The sequence below is a fragment of the Priestia sp. D51 genome (assembly GCF_053345675.1).
In genome coordinates, this window is sequence record NZ_JBLTIR010000001.1 from 328,474 (window position 1) to 344,546 (window position 16,073).

Consider the following 16,073-nt stretch of genomic DNA (forward strand, 5'->3'; position numbering starts at 1 on the left):
TTTTACTTGGTAACAGTAAGAAGCCTCTTTCTTTTAAGGAAGAAAGGAGCTAAAAGTGAAAGGATATTATATTTACTGTGCTTTTAGCATGATGCTAGCCTTATATGTATATGATAATTATTCCGCTGTAAGCCTGTTTTTGCTAATCGTGCTTTTCATTTTTCAATGGCTACAATGTCCGAAGAAAGTGGTTATTGCTTCTGCACTGTTGAGCGTTTTGTGCGTCTACCTATTAGCTGAGGCAAATAACCATAACAAAACGGTTCTTTTAGCTGAATCTTCTACTTTTACAGGCGAAATTTCATCTGTTCCTCATAGTGACGGCGACAAGCTTACTTTTAAGTTTACGGTTCAAAATGAAGAAGTCATGGCTTTTTATAAACTAAAAACGCTGGAAGAGAAACAGCAGCTCGAAAAGCTAACGATTCATCAAGTTTGTCAACTAGCAGGTCAATTAACTTCTCCTTCATCTGCTCGCAACCTTCATGCATTTGATTATCAGCAATATTTATACCATCAGTCTATTCATTGGCAGCTTAACGTCAAGAGACTTGATTTGGCAAAATGCCAGCTCCCCACCTTAACTCCACTTACGTACCTTACCTTTATTCGTCAAAAAGGAATTAATTATATTCAACAAAACATGTCGGATCCAGGCGCTGGATTTATGCAGGCACTAATTTACGGCGAGCGTACTGGGATCGAAGAAGAGAGTATCAAGCGCTATCAGCAATTTGGTTTAATACACTTGCTTGCCATATCAGGTCTTCATGTTGGACTGCTGACAGCGATGTGTTTTTATTTGCTCATTCGGATTGGAATAACGCGCGAGCGAGCCATTACGCTTTTACTTTTGCTTCTTCCTGTATACATGGTTTTGGCCGGTGGCAGCGCTTCAGTTGTCCGAGCTGTTTTTATGAGTATGCTGATGCTTATATCGATAAAAATACAAAGAAAAATTCTTTTGGTTGATAGCATCAGCCTTGCTTTTATGAGCATGCTGCTTTTCAAACCGTACTATTTATTTGATGTAGGATTTCAGCTTTCTTTTGCCGTTAGTTTTGCCTTGATTTTATCGAGTCAGACAATTTTACCTCGTTTTCATTCTTCTTTCAGCCAGCTCATGGCTGTTTCAGCGATTGCACAAGTCAGTTCACTTCCTTTATTGTTGTACTATTTTTATGGAGTATCTCTCCTCAGTTTGCCATTAAATATGGTTTTTGTACCGTTGTTTTCTCTTGTTGTATTACCTCTTTGTTTGCTCATTCTTTTTGTTCGTATCATCTTGCCGGGAGTGAGTGAATTGCTGGAGCAAATTCTTCATGTTCTTTTACTTGCTTGTGAAAAATTGCTTGATTTTTTTGAGTGGATTCCCGCTGATTTCGTAACGGGAAAACCCCACATTTTGCTGTTTTTGGGCATGTACCTATGCATTTATGCTTTATTTGTGGCGGTCGAAGAAGGGGAATTTTTCGTTCGCTATATGTTTCTTCTCGCGGCATTGTTAGCCGCACAATGTATGTATCCTTATTTGAATCCAAAAGGAACGGTCACAATGGTCGATGTAGGACAAGGAGACTGCTTTATCATTGAGCTTCCTTATCGAAAAGGCGTGTATATGATCGATACCGGAGGAACCGTTTCATTTCCAAAAGAACCATGGCAAAAACGCCGTTCTTCTTTTGACGTGGGAGAAGACGTACTTGTTCCCTTTTTGCATTCAAAAGGAATGACAAAGGTAGATAAAATGATTATTACACACGGGGATTATGATCACGCAGGGGCGGCACAGCATTTATTTTCACAAGTGGCTGTCGGAGAGCTGGTGCTTGGGAAAAAAGCCGAATTAAATGACGTAGAGACTGGCTTGGTGATCGCTGCTCAAAAACAAAGCGTGCCTGTTCAAATTGTTCAACAAGGAGATAGCTGGCAAGAAGGAGGTGTCTTATTTCAGGTTATTTCTCCGACAGGTTTCGAAGAAACGAGCAACAACGGCTCAATTGTAATAGACGCTAAGTTAGGAAATTTAAGATGGCTATTCACCGGAGATTTAGAAAAGGAAGGAGAACAAAGAATATTGAAAGACTTTCCCAACCTTAAAGCAGATGTATTAAAAGTGGGTCATCATGGCAGTAAAACCTCAACTTCAGAAGGGTTTGTTCAACATTTAAACCCTAAAGTAGCGCTTGTTTCAGCGGGGCAAAAAAATCGTTATGGTCATCCTCATCAAGAAATATTAGAGCTTCTGAAAAGCTACGGGGTGTATATTTACCGAACGGATGAAGATGGTGGGGTAATGTATGAATTTACAAAAAAGTCAGGAACGTTTTCGCAGCAACTTCCATAGTCTATAGTAAGAAAAACGAACTGAAAAAGACTGCTAAGAAGCAGCCTTGAAGCAATTTTACGAACCCAAGTAGTGAATCACAGTTGCAATAACAAATAAGGCAGTGAAAAAGCCAAATGAAACACCAAATCCTACGGCAGAATCGACAGCGTCGTTGCGTTTACTTTGGACACTTTCTTCAAATTGGTTCATTAACACCCCTCCTGTTTACAGTATAATCTAACTTTTTTTAAAAATCTAGACAATTTAAAAGCGTTTTCACAAACTGACAACAGTTAACAACTATACTTTATGAGCATGAGGAGAAAATAGAGATAAGGGTTTAATCATTAACAAATAAGTAACCTAGGGCTTATATTGTTGATGTTTATCATAAACTGAGGAATTGTCGTTTTAAGACAATTCCTTTTGTATTGTTGCCAAAAACTCATAACACCTTTACGATAGAAATTGTATTTTGTTTATCAGTAACTATACATAATCAATATAGATGAATAAAAAAAGAGGAGCGTATATACGTTGGCAGTTGATAGCTTAAAAAGTATTACCAAAAATAATATCGCCCCCGTTTATTTAATACACGGGGTTAATGCATTTATGAGTAAAAAGATTAGAGATAAAATCGTCGACTATACGTTGAATGAAGAAGATAAAGAATTTAACTTGTCCCTATACGATTTAGAAGAGACATCGATTGATCAAGTTCTAGAAGATGCTGAAACGCTTCCTTTTTTAGGAGACAAGCGTGTAGTGGTTGCGAAAAATGCAGCATTTTTAACGGCTGAAAAATCAAAAGATAAAGTTGAGCATAATCTGGCAAAACTTCAGCAATATGTCGAACAGCCCCCGTCTTTTTCAACGTTAATTCTTCTAGCCCCTTATGAAAAGCTGGATGAAAGAAAAAAAATAACAAAATTATTAAAAAAACAAGCAGCTTACATCGAAGCGAACGAATTTGGTGAAAAAGAAATGAAGCAGTGGATTCATAATTTGCTTTCAAAAGATGGAGTGAATATGGATGAAGATGCTGAAACGCTGCTTATTCAGCTTGTGGGGCTTAATGTAACGCTCGTGACAAATGAAATTGAAAAAATGGTGTTATACGTTGGACAAGGAGGAGTCATTACAAAAGAAGTGGTGCTTAAGCTTGTGACAAAAACGCTTGAACAAAACGTATTTACGCTTATTGATGCTGTTATTCAGCGAAAGGTTTCTATCGCTTTAAATATGTATCAGGATTTGCTGCGTAACAACGAAGAGCCTATTAAAATTTTATCTTTGTTAGCGACGCAGTTTCGTTTAATTTATCATACGAAGCAGCTGTCTAGTCAAGGGTACGGTCAGCAGCAAATTGCTCAAACGATTAAGGTTCATCCGTTTCGTGTGAAAATCGCTTTGCAGCAGAGCAGAAGTTTTGAGGAACAGCAGCTTAAAGGAATTTTAAAGGATTTAGCAGAGGCAGATTATGAAATGAAGACGGGGAAAATGGATAAAGCGCTTATTTTACAGCTGTTTTTATTAAAAAGAGCGCAATAAAAAAACGATCCTAATGGGATCGTTTTTGTCTCAATTATGCAGATAAACCGTTAAGTTTTACTGCTAAGCGAGATTTTTGACGAGCTGCAGCATTTTTGTGGATAAGACCAGATTGTGCGGCTTTGTCTAATTTTTTAGAAGCAACAGCAAATGCTGCTTTTGCGTTATCTACATCGTTGTTTTCAACTAAAGCTTCAAAGTTTTTGATTGCAGTACGCATAGCTGATTTAGCTTGAATGTTATGAGCACGGCGAGCTTCAGTAGTTTTTACACGTTTGATAGCTGATTTAATGTTTGGCATCCGTTTCACCTCCCGAAATGATAACAATCGAGATTATATAGAACTCGACATTCTTCACAATAAGAACAAAAGATATTTTATCAAACACAAGGACAGAATGCAATAGCCTTGACAAGGAATTTTATCTGACAGACCTCTCTTTAAAAGCTTGTAGCTGATATTGCGCCCTTCCTTCTACTTTTCGTTTCTTAAATGCATGAATCTGCCAGTCCTCGGTGACAATAATTTCAACAAAGATTGTCTAGGAGGTTAAGAAATGGAAAAAGAACTTGATTTAAGTCAATATAGCGTGCGCACGGATCTAGCTGTCGAAGCAAAAGACATAGCGTTAGAAAATCAGCCTAAACCGAATAACCAGTCAGAAATCAACGGCGTAATTGTAAAAGAAAAAGAAGAACAAGGTGTCAAAATTTCAATGGTAGAAATTACGGAAGAGGGCGCAGAAGCAATCGGTAAGAAAAAAGGCCGATATGTAACCCTTGAATCGGTAGGCATTCGCGAGCAGGATACTGAAAAGCAAGAGGCTATGGAAGAAGTATTTGCTAAGGAGCTGAATTTTTTTATTAAAAGCCTCAACATTCCAGATGATGCTAGCTGTCTTGTAGTGGGTCTTGGAAACTTAAGTGTGACACCAGATGCGCTTGGACCAAAGGCAGTAGATAATTTGTTGATTACAAGACATTTGTTTGAGTTACAGCCTGAAAGCGTGCAAGATGGCTTTAGACCCGTTAGCGCCATTGTTCCGGGAGTAATGGGAATGACGGGTATTGAGACAAGTGATATTATCTTTGGCGTTGTAAAGAAAGTGAATCCGGATTTTATTATTGCAATCGATGCGCTGGCCGCTCGTTCGATTGAACGGGTAAATGCTACCATTCAAATTTCAGATTCAGGTATTCATCCTGGGTCTGGGGTTGGAAACAAGCGCAAAGAAATCAGTTATGAAACACTTGGCATTCCAGTTATTGCAATAGGTATTCCAACGGTGGTGGATGCTGTGTCCATTACAAGCGATACAATTGACTTTATCTTAAAACATTTCGGCCGAGAAATGAAAGAGCAGGGAAAGCCGTCTAAGTCGCTGCTTCCGTCCGGTATGACGTTTGGAGAAAAAAAGAAGCTCACGGAGGATGATTTACCCAATGAAGAGCAGCGTCAAACGTACCTCGGTATGATTGGCACTCTTCCCGATGAAGAAAAAAGACGTCTTATTCATGAAGTGCTTGCACCTTTAGGTCATAATTTGATGGTTACACCAAAAGAAGTGGATATGTTTATTGAAGATATGGCTAATGTAGTTGCAGGAGGACTTAACGCTGCTTTGCATCATGAAGTGGACCAAGAGAACTTTGGGGCATATACTCATTAATACGCTTTTAGATGAATGAGTTCTTCAGAATATAGTCATAATGGTTAGTACTACAGAAGATAAAGAAGTAAGGGGCCTAATAATATGATTAAATTTACTTTAAAATCAGTAGTGCTAACTATTTTTTTACTGTTCGTCGTATTTTTAGGAATGCAGACGGCTCAGCAAGGGCTGATTAAAATGAAGGGATATAATGATCCTTCGATTGAACATGTTATTAATGTGTCTAAAACGTCAGATGGTCAGGTGGAAGCTGCTGTTTTAGGTTCAAAAAAAGTTGTGAACATTGATGAAAAACAGCAGCTTTTAGAAAAACGAAAGGCTTTTAACTTTTTCTCCTCGCTAGGTCAAAGTCTAGCGGAAGGCGTGAAAAGTACAATAGGGAAAGCTTTTAAGGCTATCCATCATCTTCTTAATTAAAAGCAGAATCTCTTTCTGCTTTTTTGTATGGAAAAATCCCCAATGGAATGCTTATTGAATGTTGACGAATGTGTTGTTATAATTTAGTTTAGTGTATTTTGCCGATTTTCAGTAGGAGTGAAAAAAATATGGATAGAGAAGCAAGATTGAAACGACAATCGAAAATCAGAAACTTTTCGATTATTGCTCATATAGACCACGGTAAGTCAACATTAGCAGACCGTATTTTAGAAAAAACAAATGCGTTAACACAGCGAGAAATGAAAGCTCAGCTTTTAGATTCGATGGATTTAGAACGTGAACGTGGAATTACCATTAAATTAAATGCTGTGCAGCTTCAATACAAAGCAAAAGATGGAGAAGAGTATACTTTTCATCTAATTGACACACCGGGACACGTCGATTTTACATATGAAGTGTCGCGAAGTTTAGCCGCGTGTGAAGGTGCTATTCTAGTAGTAGATGCAGCTCAAGGTATTGAAGCTCAAACACTAGCAAACGTATATTTAGCGCTTGATAACAACCTTGAAATTTTACCTGTCATTAATAAGATTGACCTGCCGAGCGCAGAGCCAGAGCGAGTGCGCCAAGAGGTTGAAGACGTAATTGGATTAGATGCGTCGGAAGCTGTATTAGCTTCAGCTAAAGCAGGAATTGGAATCGAAGAAATTTTAGAACAAATTGTTGAAAAAGTTCCTGCTCCTGAAGGGGATCCAGATGCACCGCTTCAAGCGCTAATCTTTGATTCATTTTATGATGCATACCGAGGTGTAGTTGCATCTATTCGTATCGTACAGGGACGAGTAAAAGTAGGCGACAAAATTAAAATGATGGCAACAGGAAAAGAGTTTGAGGTAACGGAGCTAGGTGTGTTAACGCCAAAAGCCGTTGCTAAAGATGAACTTTCTGTTGGCGACGTAGGGTTTTTAACAGCAGCTATTAAAAATGTTGGAGATACGCGAGTAGGGGACACGATTACTCTTGCCAAAAACGGAGCAAGTGAACCTCTTCCTGGCTATCGTCGTCTGAATCCAATGGTATACTGCGGACTGTATCCGATTGATACAGCGAAGTATAACGATCTTCGTGAAGCACTAGAAAAGTTAGAGCTAAATGACTCTGCACTTCAGTTTGAGCCAGAGACGTCTCAGGCCTTAGGGTTTGGTTTCCGATGTGGATTCTTAGGACTGCTTCACATGGAGATTATCCAAGAGCGTATTGAGCGTGAATTTAAAATTGATTTAATTACAACAGCTCCAAGCGTTATTTATGACGTATATTTAACAGACGAGACTCATCTGTCTGTAGATAACCCTTCTAATATGCCGGACCCACAAAAGATTGAACGCGTGGAAGAACCGTATGTGAAGGCCACAATGATGGTACCAAACGATTATGTTGGTGCTGTGATGGAGCTTTGTCAGAAGAAGCGAGGCAACTTTATTGATATGCAGTACTTGGATGCTAATCGCGTGAGTATTGTATACGAAATTCCGCTGGCTGAAATTGTATATGATTTCTTTGATCAACTAAAATCAAATACAAAAGGCTACGCGTCGTTTGACTACGAGCTTATCGGATATCAGCCTTCGAAGCTTGTGAAGATGGATATTCTCTTAAACGGTGAAACGGTCGATGCGCTGTCCTTTATCGTTCACAGAGATTCAGCTTATGATCGTGGTAAAGTCATTGTAGAAAAGCTTAAAGAGCTTATTCCACGTCAACAGTTCGAAGTGCCGATTCAAGCGGCAATCGGTCAAAAAATTGTGGCGCGTTCAACAATTAAAGCCATTCGCAAAAACGTTTTAGCAAAATGTTACGGAGGAGATATCTCTCGTAAACGTAAACTTCTTGAAAAACAAAAAGAAGGTAAAAAACGTATGAAGCAGGTCGGTTCTGTTGAAGTACCGCAGGAAGCATTCATGGCTGTGCTTCGCATGGACGAAGATTAATAGCTGAAATTCTATTATTTAACATGTCAAATTAGTTTTGAAAATGAAGCGAATCTGATACGATAGTAAAGAGTTTTGAGCGCTGTAAATAAGTGTGAACGAACATAGATAAAAATACCGCAGAGAGACTCTGCGGTATTTTTATCATTTATAAATGTGATTGAGGTGAAAGTCCATGGTGAAGGCAGCATATCTGCATATCCCGTTTTGTCATCATATTTGTCACTATTGTGACTTTAATAAAGTGTTTTTCAAAAATCAGCCCGTTATGCCGTATTTGGAAAGCATGCGAGAAGAAATGAAACAAACAGTCGAACGTTATCCAACGACCAATTTGAACACGATATTCGTTGGGGGTGGAACGCCCACAGCCTTAGATGAACAGCAGCTGGAGTATTTTTTAGAATCCATTCGTATGTATCTTCCTTATGATGAGAAAGGTGAGTTTACATTTGAAGCGAATCCGAATGAATTGACAAAAGAAAAGCTTCAGCTTCTCCATGACTATGGCGTGAATCGTTTAAGTATTGGTGTACAAACGTTTAATGAAAGGTTATTGGAGAAAATTGGACGTGTGCATTCAAATAGGCAGGTATTTGATTGTATTGAGCAAGCGAGAAAGATTGGAATGTCGAATATAAGCTTAGACTTAATTTATAGCTTGCCGGAACAAACGGTAGCTGATTTTTCTTCTACGCTTCAAACCGCTTTTTCATTAGAGGTAGAGCATATGTCTGCCTATTCGTTAATTATTGAACCTAAAACGGTATTTTATAATTTAATGAATAAAGGGAAGCTGCCGCTGCCTGCTCAAGAAGAAGAAGCAGCTATGTATGAGCTGCTTATGAAAGAAATGGACAAACAAGGTTTTCATCAATATGAAATCAGTAATTTCGCAAAGTCAGGCTACGAGAGTATTCATAATCTAACATATTGGAACAACGACGATTATTACGGAATTGGTGCAGGCGCACATAGCTATATTGACGGAATAAGACGAGCAAATATTGGACCATTAAAAAAGTACATTGATTCAGTCGAGCAAAAAGGAAATGCATATCTTAATGAAGTGAGCGTGACCGAGGCTGAAAAAATGGAAGAAGAAATGTTTTTGGGCCTTCGTAAAACGAAAGGAGTCTCAAAAGAGGAGTTTAAGCAAAAATTCAATCGAGAATTAAAAGATGTATTTGGAGAACCTATTCAAGAATACAAAGAGAAAGGACTTTTGGGTGAAGACAATAGCTCCGTCTTTTTAACACACAATGGTCGATTTTTGGGGAATGAAGTTTTTCAAGCCTTTATTGGGATAATCTAATACCAAATCGTTGACATCGCTATAGTGATTTGGTAATTTATTATTAGATTTAGCACTCAGAGTTTTAGAGTGCTAACAGAGGTGATGAAGCGTGCTTACTGATCGACAGTTATTAATTTTACAAGTCATTATTGATGATTTCATTCGATCTGCGCAGCCGGTAGGCTCTCGAACATTATCTAAGAAAGAAGAGTTTAATTTTAGTTCGGCTACGATTCGTAATGAGATGTCAGACCTAGAAGAACTTGGATTTATTGAAAAAACTCATACTTCTTCAGGGCGCGTTCCGTCTGAGAAAGGCTATCGTTATTATGTTGATCACCTAGTGTCCCCGCAGCACTTGAAAGCAAGCGATGTTTCTACAGTACGTTCGGTATTTGCTGAGCGCATTGTAGAACTGGAGCAGCTCGTTCAAAAATCAGCGCAAATTTTATCTGATTTAACGAGTTTAACGTCCATTGTGCTAGGGCCAAAAGCGGTCAGCCATAAGTTAAAACAGCTGCAGATTTTACCTTTAACGGCTCAGTCAGCTGTTGCCATTATTGTGACTGATACAGGACACGTTGAAAGTCGGACGATTACGTTACCGAGCAGTATTCAACCTTCCGATATTGAAAAGATGGTTAACATTTTGAACGAAAAGCTCATCGGCGTTCGCATTACTGATTTACATGATAAAATGTACAAAGAAGTAGCGACGCTCTTAAAAAGCCACATTCAAGGGTATGAGCAGACGATGGATATACTCAATGATGCATTAAAGCTCAACATGAATGGCAAATTAGTAGTTGGCGGCAAAACGAATATGTTTGCTCAGCCGGAATTTCATGATCTTAATAAAATTCGCGGGCTGTTCAACATTATTGAACATGAACAGCAGTTTTATAAGCTGCTAAGCCCAAATGAGGCTGGCATACACGTGAAAATTGGTCATGAAAATAAGTTGAATGAAATGGTAGGCTGCAGCTTAATTACAGCTAGTTATTCTTTTGGTCACGAACAGCTCGGCACAATTGCTATACTGGGACCGACCCGCATGGAATATGCGCGTGTGATTAGTTTGCTTACACTGCTATCATCAGATATGTCTCAAGTGTTAACAAACTTGTATAAAGAATAAAGGAATCGGGTGGAATATATTACTTCCATCCTTTCCCTGTGATAAAATAAAAATCGTTGTTTAAAATGTGAAAATGTGTGTAAACATTTAAGGGAGGTGAATGAATTGTCAAACGAAAAGCAAGTAGAAGAACAAAACGAAGAAGTGGTTGAAGAAGTTCAAACAGAAGCTGCTGAAGCAAATGAAGCTGAAGCGTCTGAGGAAGTAAACCCTCTTCAACAAGAAAATGATCAATTAAAGCAACAGCTTGAAGAAGAAGAGAATCGCTACTTACGTCTACAAGCTGATTTCGATAATTTCCGTCGTCGTTCACGTCTCGATGCAGAAGCTGCTCAAAAATACCGTGCTCAATCATTGGTTGCGGATATTTTACCAGCACTTGATAACTTTGAACGTGCATTACAAGTTAACACAGCGGACGAACAAACCAAATCTGTGCTACAAGGTGTAGAAATGGTATACCGTCAATTGGTAGAGGCACTTCAAAAAGAAGGTGTTGAAGCAATTGAGTCAGTTGGGAAAACATTTGATCCATACGAGCATCAAGCAGTGATGCAAGTAGAAGACGATGAATACGAACCGAACACGGTAGTAGAAGAGCTTCAAAAAGGTTACAAATTAAAAGATAAAATCATCCGCCCTGCGATGGTTAAAGTGAATCAATAACACTACATATTATGAAGGAGGTCATTGTCAATGAGTAAGATCATTGGTATCGATTTAGGTACAACTAACTCTTGTGTCGCTGTATTAGAAGGCGGCGAACCAAAAGTAATTCCAAATCCAGAAGGAAACCGTACAACGCCATCAGTTGTGGCATTCAAAAACGGTGAGCGTCAAGTTGGGGAAGTAGCGAAACGTCAAGCTATTACAAACCCTAACACAATTATTTCAGTTAAACGTCATATGGGTACAGACCATAAGGTGGAAGCTGAAGGCAAGCAATACACGCCTCAAGAAATGTCAGCTATCATTCTTCAACATTTAAAAGGTTATGCTGAAGAGTATTTAGGTGAGCCTGTAACAAAAGCTGTTATCACAGTTCCTGCTTACTTTAATGATGCTGAGCGTCAAGCAACAAAAGATGCTGGTAAAATTGCTGGTTTAGAAGTAGAGCGTATTATTAACGAGCCTACTGCAGCGGCGCTTGCATACGGATTAGAAAAAACAGATGAAGATCAAACAGTTTTAGTTTATGACCTTGGTGGCGGTACGTTTGACGTATCTATTCTAGAACTTGGCGACGGCGTGTTTGAAGTTCGCGCAACTGCAGGTGACAATCGCCTTGGTGGTGACGACTTTGACCAAGTAATCATCGACTATTTAGTAGCTGAATTCAAAAAAGAAAACGGCGTTGATTTAAGCAAAGATAAAATGGCGCTTCAACGTTTAAAAGATGCGGCTGAAAAAGCGAAAAAAGATTTATCAGGCGTAACATCTACACAAATTTCTTTACCATTTATCACTGCTGGAGAAGCTGGTCCTCTTCACTTAGAAGTATCTTTATCACGTGCTAAATTTGACGAGTTATCAGCAGGTCTTGTTGAACGTACAATGGCCCCTGTGCGTCAAGCTTTAAAAGATGCAGGTCTTTCTGCAAGCGAACTTGATAAAGTAATCTTAGTTGGTGGTTCAACTCGTATCCCAGCGGTACAAGATGCAATCAAAAAAGAAACTGGTCAAGATCCTCATAAAGGTGTAAACCCTGATGAAGTAGTTGCACTTGGTGCAGCAATTCAAGGTGGCGTATTAACTGGTGATGTAAAAGACGTTGTATTACTAGACGTAACGCCTTTATCACTAGGTATCGAAACAATGGGTGGCGTATTTACAAAGCTAATTGAGCGTAATACGACAATTCCAACAAGTAAATCACAAGTATTCTCAACGGCTGCAGATAGCCAAACGGCTGTAGATATTCACGTTCTTCAAGGTGAGCGTCCAATGTCTGCAGACAATAAAACGCTAGGACGTTTCCAATTAACAGACATTCCTCCTGCACCACGCGGAGTACCTCAAATCGAAGTATCATTCGATATTGATAAGAACGGTATCGTAAACGTTCGTGCAAAAGATTTAGGTACAAACAAAGAGCAGGCGATTACAATTAAATCTTCAACTGGTTTATCAGATGACGAAATCGAACGCATGGTAAAAGAGGCGGAAGAAAACGCAGATGCTGATAAGCAACGTAAAGAAGAAGTGGAACTACGCAACGAAGCAGATCAACTAGTGTTTACAACTGAAAAAACATTAAAAGATCTTGAAGGAAAAGTAGAAGAAGCTGAAGTAACAAAAGCTAACGAAGCAAAAGATGCTTTAAAAGCTGCGATTGAAAAGAATGACCTTGAAGAAATCAAAGCGAAAAAAGATGAACTTCAAGAAATCGTTCAAGCGTTAACTGTAAAATTGTATGAGCAAGCTCAACAAGCTCAGCAAGCAGGTGAACAAGGCGCTCAAAATGATGATGTTGTAGATGCAGAGTTTGAAGAAGTAAACGACGACAAAAAATAATGCATCTTGACGACTAACGTGAATGACGCCATGGTGCGATTCACATCTTTTTAAAAAGTCAAAGTCAAGCTTATTTCTTGGCTTTGACTTTTTTAACGTGGAAAAGCGAAAGGGGAAGTTTTTCTCTTGGCTCTCTGCGTGCACGTGAGCAATAGAAAGTAACTTTTATGTTGCTATGGAATTATTAATAATGATACAATTACGTTTATGTGAAACGATTCGGGAGTGAGTATTGATGAGTAAGCGAGATTACTATGAAGTACTCGGTATCAGTAAGAGCGCTACAAAAGATGAAATAAAAAAAGCATACCGCAAGCTTTCTAAACAATATCATCCAGATATTAATAAAGCGGAAGATGCTGCTGACAAATTTAAAGAAGTAAAAGAAGCATATGAAGTATTGAGTGATGACCAAAAAAAAGCACAATACGATCAATTTGGTCATACTGATCCAAATCAAGGCTTTGGCGGCTTTGGTGGAGGCGGCTCAGACTTTGGCGGCTTCGGCTTTGAAGATATTTTCAGCTCGATCTTTGGTGGTGGTGGTCGCAGACGTGACCCTAATGCTCCGAGACAAGGTGCCGATTTACAATACACGATGACACTTTCTTTTGAAGAAGCTGTTTTCGGAAAAGAAACAACAATTGAAATTCCACGTGAAGAAACGTGTGAAACATGTCACGGTTCAGGTGCAAAACCTGGAACAAAAGTTGATACATGTTCGCACTGTAATGGTTCAGGTCAGTTAAACGTTGAACAAAACACGCCGTTTGGTCGCGTGGTAAATCGACGTGCGTGTCATCATTGTAATGGTACGGGAAAAATCATTAAAGACAAATGTGCAACGTGCCACGGTGACGGTAAAGTAACAAAACGACGTAAAATTAATGTTAAAATTCCAGCTGGTGTAGATGATGGTCAACAGCTGCGCGTTAGTGCTCAAGGAGAACCAGGGGTAAATGGTGGTCCTCCGGGAGATTTATACGTAGTGTTCCACGTGCGCACTCATGAATTCTTTGAACGTGATGGAGACGATATCTACTGCGAAATGCCTTTAACGTTTGCTCAGGCAGCACTAGGTGATGAAGTAGAAGTACCAACTCTACACGGCAAGGTGAAGCTGAAGATTCCTGCTGGTACACAAACGGGGACGAAATTCCGTTTAAAAGGAAAAGGTGTGGCAAACGTACGAGGGTATGGTCAAGGAGATCAGCATATTCACGTTCGCGTTGTAACGCCAACAAAAATATCAGAAAAACAAAAACAATTATTGCGTGAGTTCGCTGAACTGAGCGGTCAAGAAGCCGTTGATGAGCAGCATGATTCCTTTTTTGCAAAAGTAAAACGAGCAATTAAAGGAGAATAATTGTCTTTCATAATAAACAGAGACAGGTTGGTAAAGGTACTTTGCCAACCTGTCATCTGTCATGTTCATATTTAAAATCCTATATTACTGAAGGCAGAAAGGATGAAGTTGGTAGCAATGAAATGGTCTGAAATTTGTATTCATACAGCGCAAGAAGCAATTGAACCCATCTCTCATATTTTACATGAATCAGGAGCTAGCGGGGTAGTCATTGAAGATCCTGCTGATTTAGTGAAGGACAGAGATACAACTTTTGGTGAAATCTATGATTTAAACGTAGAAGACTACCCAGAGGAAGGTGTAGTGATTAAAGCATACCTTCCAGTTAACAGCTTTTTAGCAGAAACTGTGGATGGTATCAAAAAAGAAATTAATGGACTGCTTGTTTACGACTTTGATTTAGGAGCTAACAAAGTTACGATCAGTGAAGTGAACGAGGAAGAGTGGGCCACTGCTTGGAAAAAATATTACCACCCTGTGAAAATTTCAGAGCGTTTTACGATTGTACCAACTTGGGAAAACTATGAAAAAGTAAGCACAGATGAATTGATTATCGAGCTTGATCCCGGAATGGCTTTTGGTACAGGTACGCATCCAACGACGGTTATGTCTCTTCAAGCATTGGAAAGAACAGTGAAAGCAGGAGATACCGTTATTGACGTGGGTACAGGCTCAGGAGTGCTAAGTATTGGCGCAGCCCTGTTAGGAGCAAGTAATGTACAAGCTCTAGATCTTGATGAAGTAGCCGTACGTTCTGCCCGCGAAAATATTGAACTGAATCAAGTTGGAAATATCGTAACAGTAGGTCAAAACAACTTATTGCAAGGTATAGAAGGACCGGTGGACATTGTTGTGGCGAATATTCTTGCTGAGGTAATCGTTCGTTTTGTAGACGATGCTGCAAAGGTATTAAAGCCAGGAGGCATGTTCATTACATCAGGTATTATTAGTGCGAAAAAAGAAGATGTCAAAAAAGCGTTAACGGGAGCGGGCTTTGTTATTCAAGAAGTAACGCTTATGGAAGACTGGGTAGCAATTATTGCGCAAAAACAAGCTTAACAAGTGAGAAGGTGTCAAGATGCAACGTTATTTTCTGCCAAATGATCAATTTCAAGAGCAAAGTGTCATAGTGACACATGATGATGCCCATCATATCTCACGCGTCATGAGAATGAATGAAGGATCACAGTTTATTGCCTGTAATCAACAGGGGCAAGCTGCATTGTGTGAAATTGAAAATATTTCCGCTAACGAAGTGAAAGCATCTATTATAGAATGGATAAGCGAAGAAAAAGAGCTTCCAGTCCATGTTACAATTGTGAACGGTCTGCCTAAAGGGGATAAGCTCGAGCTTATTATCCAAAAAGGGACAGAACTTGGAGCGTATAGGTTTATCCCTTTTATTGCGGCTCGTTCAGTTGTTAAATGGGATGATAAAAAGAGTCAAAAAAAAGTAGATCGCTGGAACAAGATTGCTAAAGAGGCTGCAGAACAATCTCATCGTACGATTGTACCAGCAGTAGAAGCCCCAATTTCTTTTAAAAAACTAGTAGAAATTAGCGGTGATTATACTCATAAAGTTGTAGCCTATGAAGAAAGAGCAAAGCAAGGAGAAACATCTCATCTACACGCTGTTCTTTCAGCTTTAAAACCCGGCAATTCCGTGCTTGTGGTTGTAGGCCCCGAGGGTGGTTTGACCGAGCAGGAAGTAGAAGTATTAGAAGAAAATGAATTTACAATAAGCGGATTTGGTCCGCGAATTTTACGAGCAGAAACAGCTCCTTTATATGCGCTGTCTGCTATATCTTATCAAACTGAGTTAATGAGGTGACG

The 16,073-nt window shown here is 39.2% G+C and carries 14 protein-coding genes; 12 read left to right on the forward strand and 2 right to left on the reverse strand.

The annotated features are described in order from the left end of the window. Positions 1-55 precede the first annotated feature (55 nt). The gene (locus tag ACNHOZ_RS01740) at positions 56-2,347 is read left to right on the forward strand and encodes a DNA internalization-related competence protein ComEC/Rec2 (protein WP_048019733.1); all 2,292 of its coding nucleotides are present in this window, start codon (positions 56-58) and stop codon (positions 2,345-2,347) included. Positions 2,348-2,404: 57 nt separating this feature from the next. On the opposite strand, the gene ACNHOZ_RS01745 is transcribed toward ACNHOZ_RS01740, so the two are convergent. Continuing rightward, complete coding sequence (locus ACNHOZ_RS01745) at positions 2,405-2,539, reverse strand: YqzM family protein (RefSeq protein WP_013059251.1); 135 nt, start codon at positions 2,537-2,539, stop codon at positions 2,405-2,407. Between the two features lie 327 nt (positions 2,540-2,866). Here ACNHOZ_RS01745 and holA point away from each other — a divergent pair, with 327 nt between their 5' ends. Beyond that, positions 2,867-3,883 carry a DNA polymerase III subunit delta gene (holA, locus tag ACNHOZ_RS01750; RefSeq protein ID WP_048019734.1) on the forward strand — a complete coding sequence of 339 codons (1,017 nt, stop codon included), beginning with the start codon at positions 2,867-2,869 and terminating at the stop codon, positions 3,881-3,883. 34 nt (positions 3,884-3,917) lie between these two features. On the opposite strand, the gene rpsT is transcribed toward holA, so the two are convergent. Next, positions 3,918-4,184, reverse strand: a complete 267-nt coding sequence (gene rpsT / locus ACNHOZ_RS01755; protein ID WP_013085065.1) for a 30S ribosomal protein S20 — start codon at positions 4,182-4,184, stop codon at positions 3,918-3,920. Positions 4,185-4,440: 256 nt separating this feature from the next. Between rpsT and gpr the strand changes: the two genes are divergently transcribed. The 10 genes from gpr to ACNHOZ_RS01805 all read left to right on the forward strand — a co-directional run bounded on the left by gpr (position 4,441) and on the right by ACNHOZ_RS01805 (position 16,071). Beyond that, on the forward strand, positions 4,441-5,553 hold the full coding sequence (gpr, locus tag ACNHOZ_RS01760; RefSeq protein ID WP_028411658.1) for a GPR endopeptidase: 1,113 nt from the start codon (positions 4,441-4,443) through the stop codon (positions 5,551-5,553). 84 nt (positions 5,554-5,637) lie between these two features. Then, positions 5,638-5,973 (forward strand): YqxA family protein, encoded by a 336-nt coding sequence (locus ACNHOZ_RS01765; protein WP_028411657.1) that lies wholly within the window; start codon positions 5,638-5,640, stop codon positions 5,971-5,973. 128 nt (positions 5,974-6,101) lie between these two features. Beyond that, positions 6,102-7,925: a translation elongation factor 4 gene (gene lepA, locus ACNHOZ_RS01770; protein ID WP_013059246.1), complete on the forward strand. Its 1,824-nt coding sequence runs from the start codon at positions 6,102-6,104 to the stop codon at positions 7,923-7,925. Between the two features lie 175 nt (positions 7,926-8,100). Beyond that, positions 8,101-9,240, forward strand: a complete 1,140-nt coding sequence (hemW, locus tag ACNHOZ_RS01775; RefSeq protein ID WP_047749825.1) for a radical SAM family heme chaperone HemW — start codon at positions 8,101-8,103, stop codon at positions 9,238-9,240. A gap of 91 nt (positions 9,241-9,331) precedes the next feature. Continuing rightward, positions 9,332-10,360: a heat-inducible transcriptional repressor HrcA gene (hrcA, locus tag ACNHOZ_RS01780; RefSeq protein WP_013059244.1), complete on the forward strand. Its 1,029-nt coding sequence runs from the start codon at positions 9,332-9,334 to the stop codon at positions 10,358-10,360. Positions 10,361-10,465: 105 nt separating this feature from the next. Then, positions 10,466-11,026, forward strand: coding sequence for a nucleotide exchange factor GrpE (gene grpE, locus ACNHOZ_RS01785; RefSeq protein ID WP_048019735.1), 561 nt, complete (start codon positions 10,466-10,468; stop codon positions 11,024-11,026). Between the two features lie 30 nt (positions 11,027-11,056). Then, the gene (gene dnaK / locus ACNHOZ_RS01790; protein WP_014458181.1) at positions 11,057-12,874 is read left to right on the forward strand and encodes a molecular chaperone DnaK; all 1,818 of its coding nucleotides are present in this window, start codon (positions 11,057-11,059) and stop codon (positions 12,872-12,874) included. A gap of 235 nt (positions 12,875-13,109) precedes the next feature. Continuing rightward, positions 13,110-14,240 (forward strand): molecular chaperone DnaJ, encoded by a 1,131-nt coding sequence (gene dnaJ / locus ACNHOZ_RS01795; RefSeq protein ID WP_013059241.1) that lies wholly within the window; start codon positions 13,110-13,112, stop codon positions 14,238-14,240. A gap of 117 nt (positions 14,241-14,357) precedes the next feature. Further along, entirely contained in the window at positions 14,358-15,299 is a 942-nt protein-coding gene (gene prmA, locus ACNHOZ_RS01800; protein WP_028411654.1) for a 50S ribosomal protein L11 methyltransferase, read from the forward strand. A gap of 19 nt (positions 15,300-15,318) precedes the next feature. After that, positions 15,319-16,071, forward strand: coding sequence for a 16S rRNA (uracil(1498)-N(3))-methyltransferase (locus ACNHOZ_RS01805; protein WP_048019736.1), 753 nt, complete (start codon positions 15,319-15,321; stop codon positions 16,069-16,071). Positions 16,072-16,073: the final 2 nt, after the last annotated feature.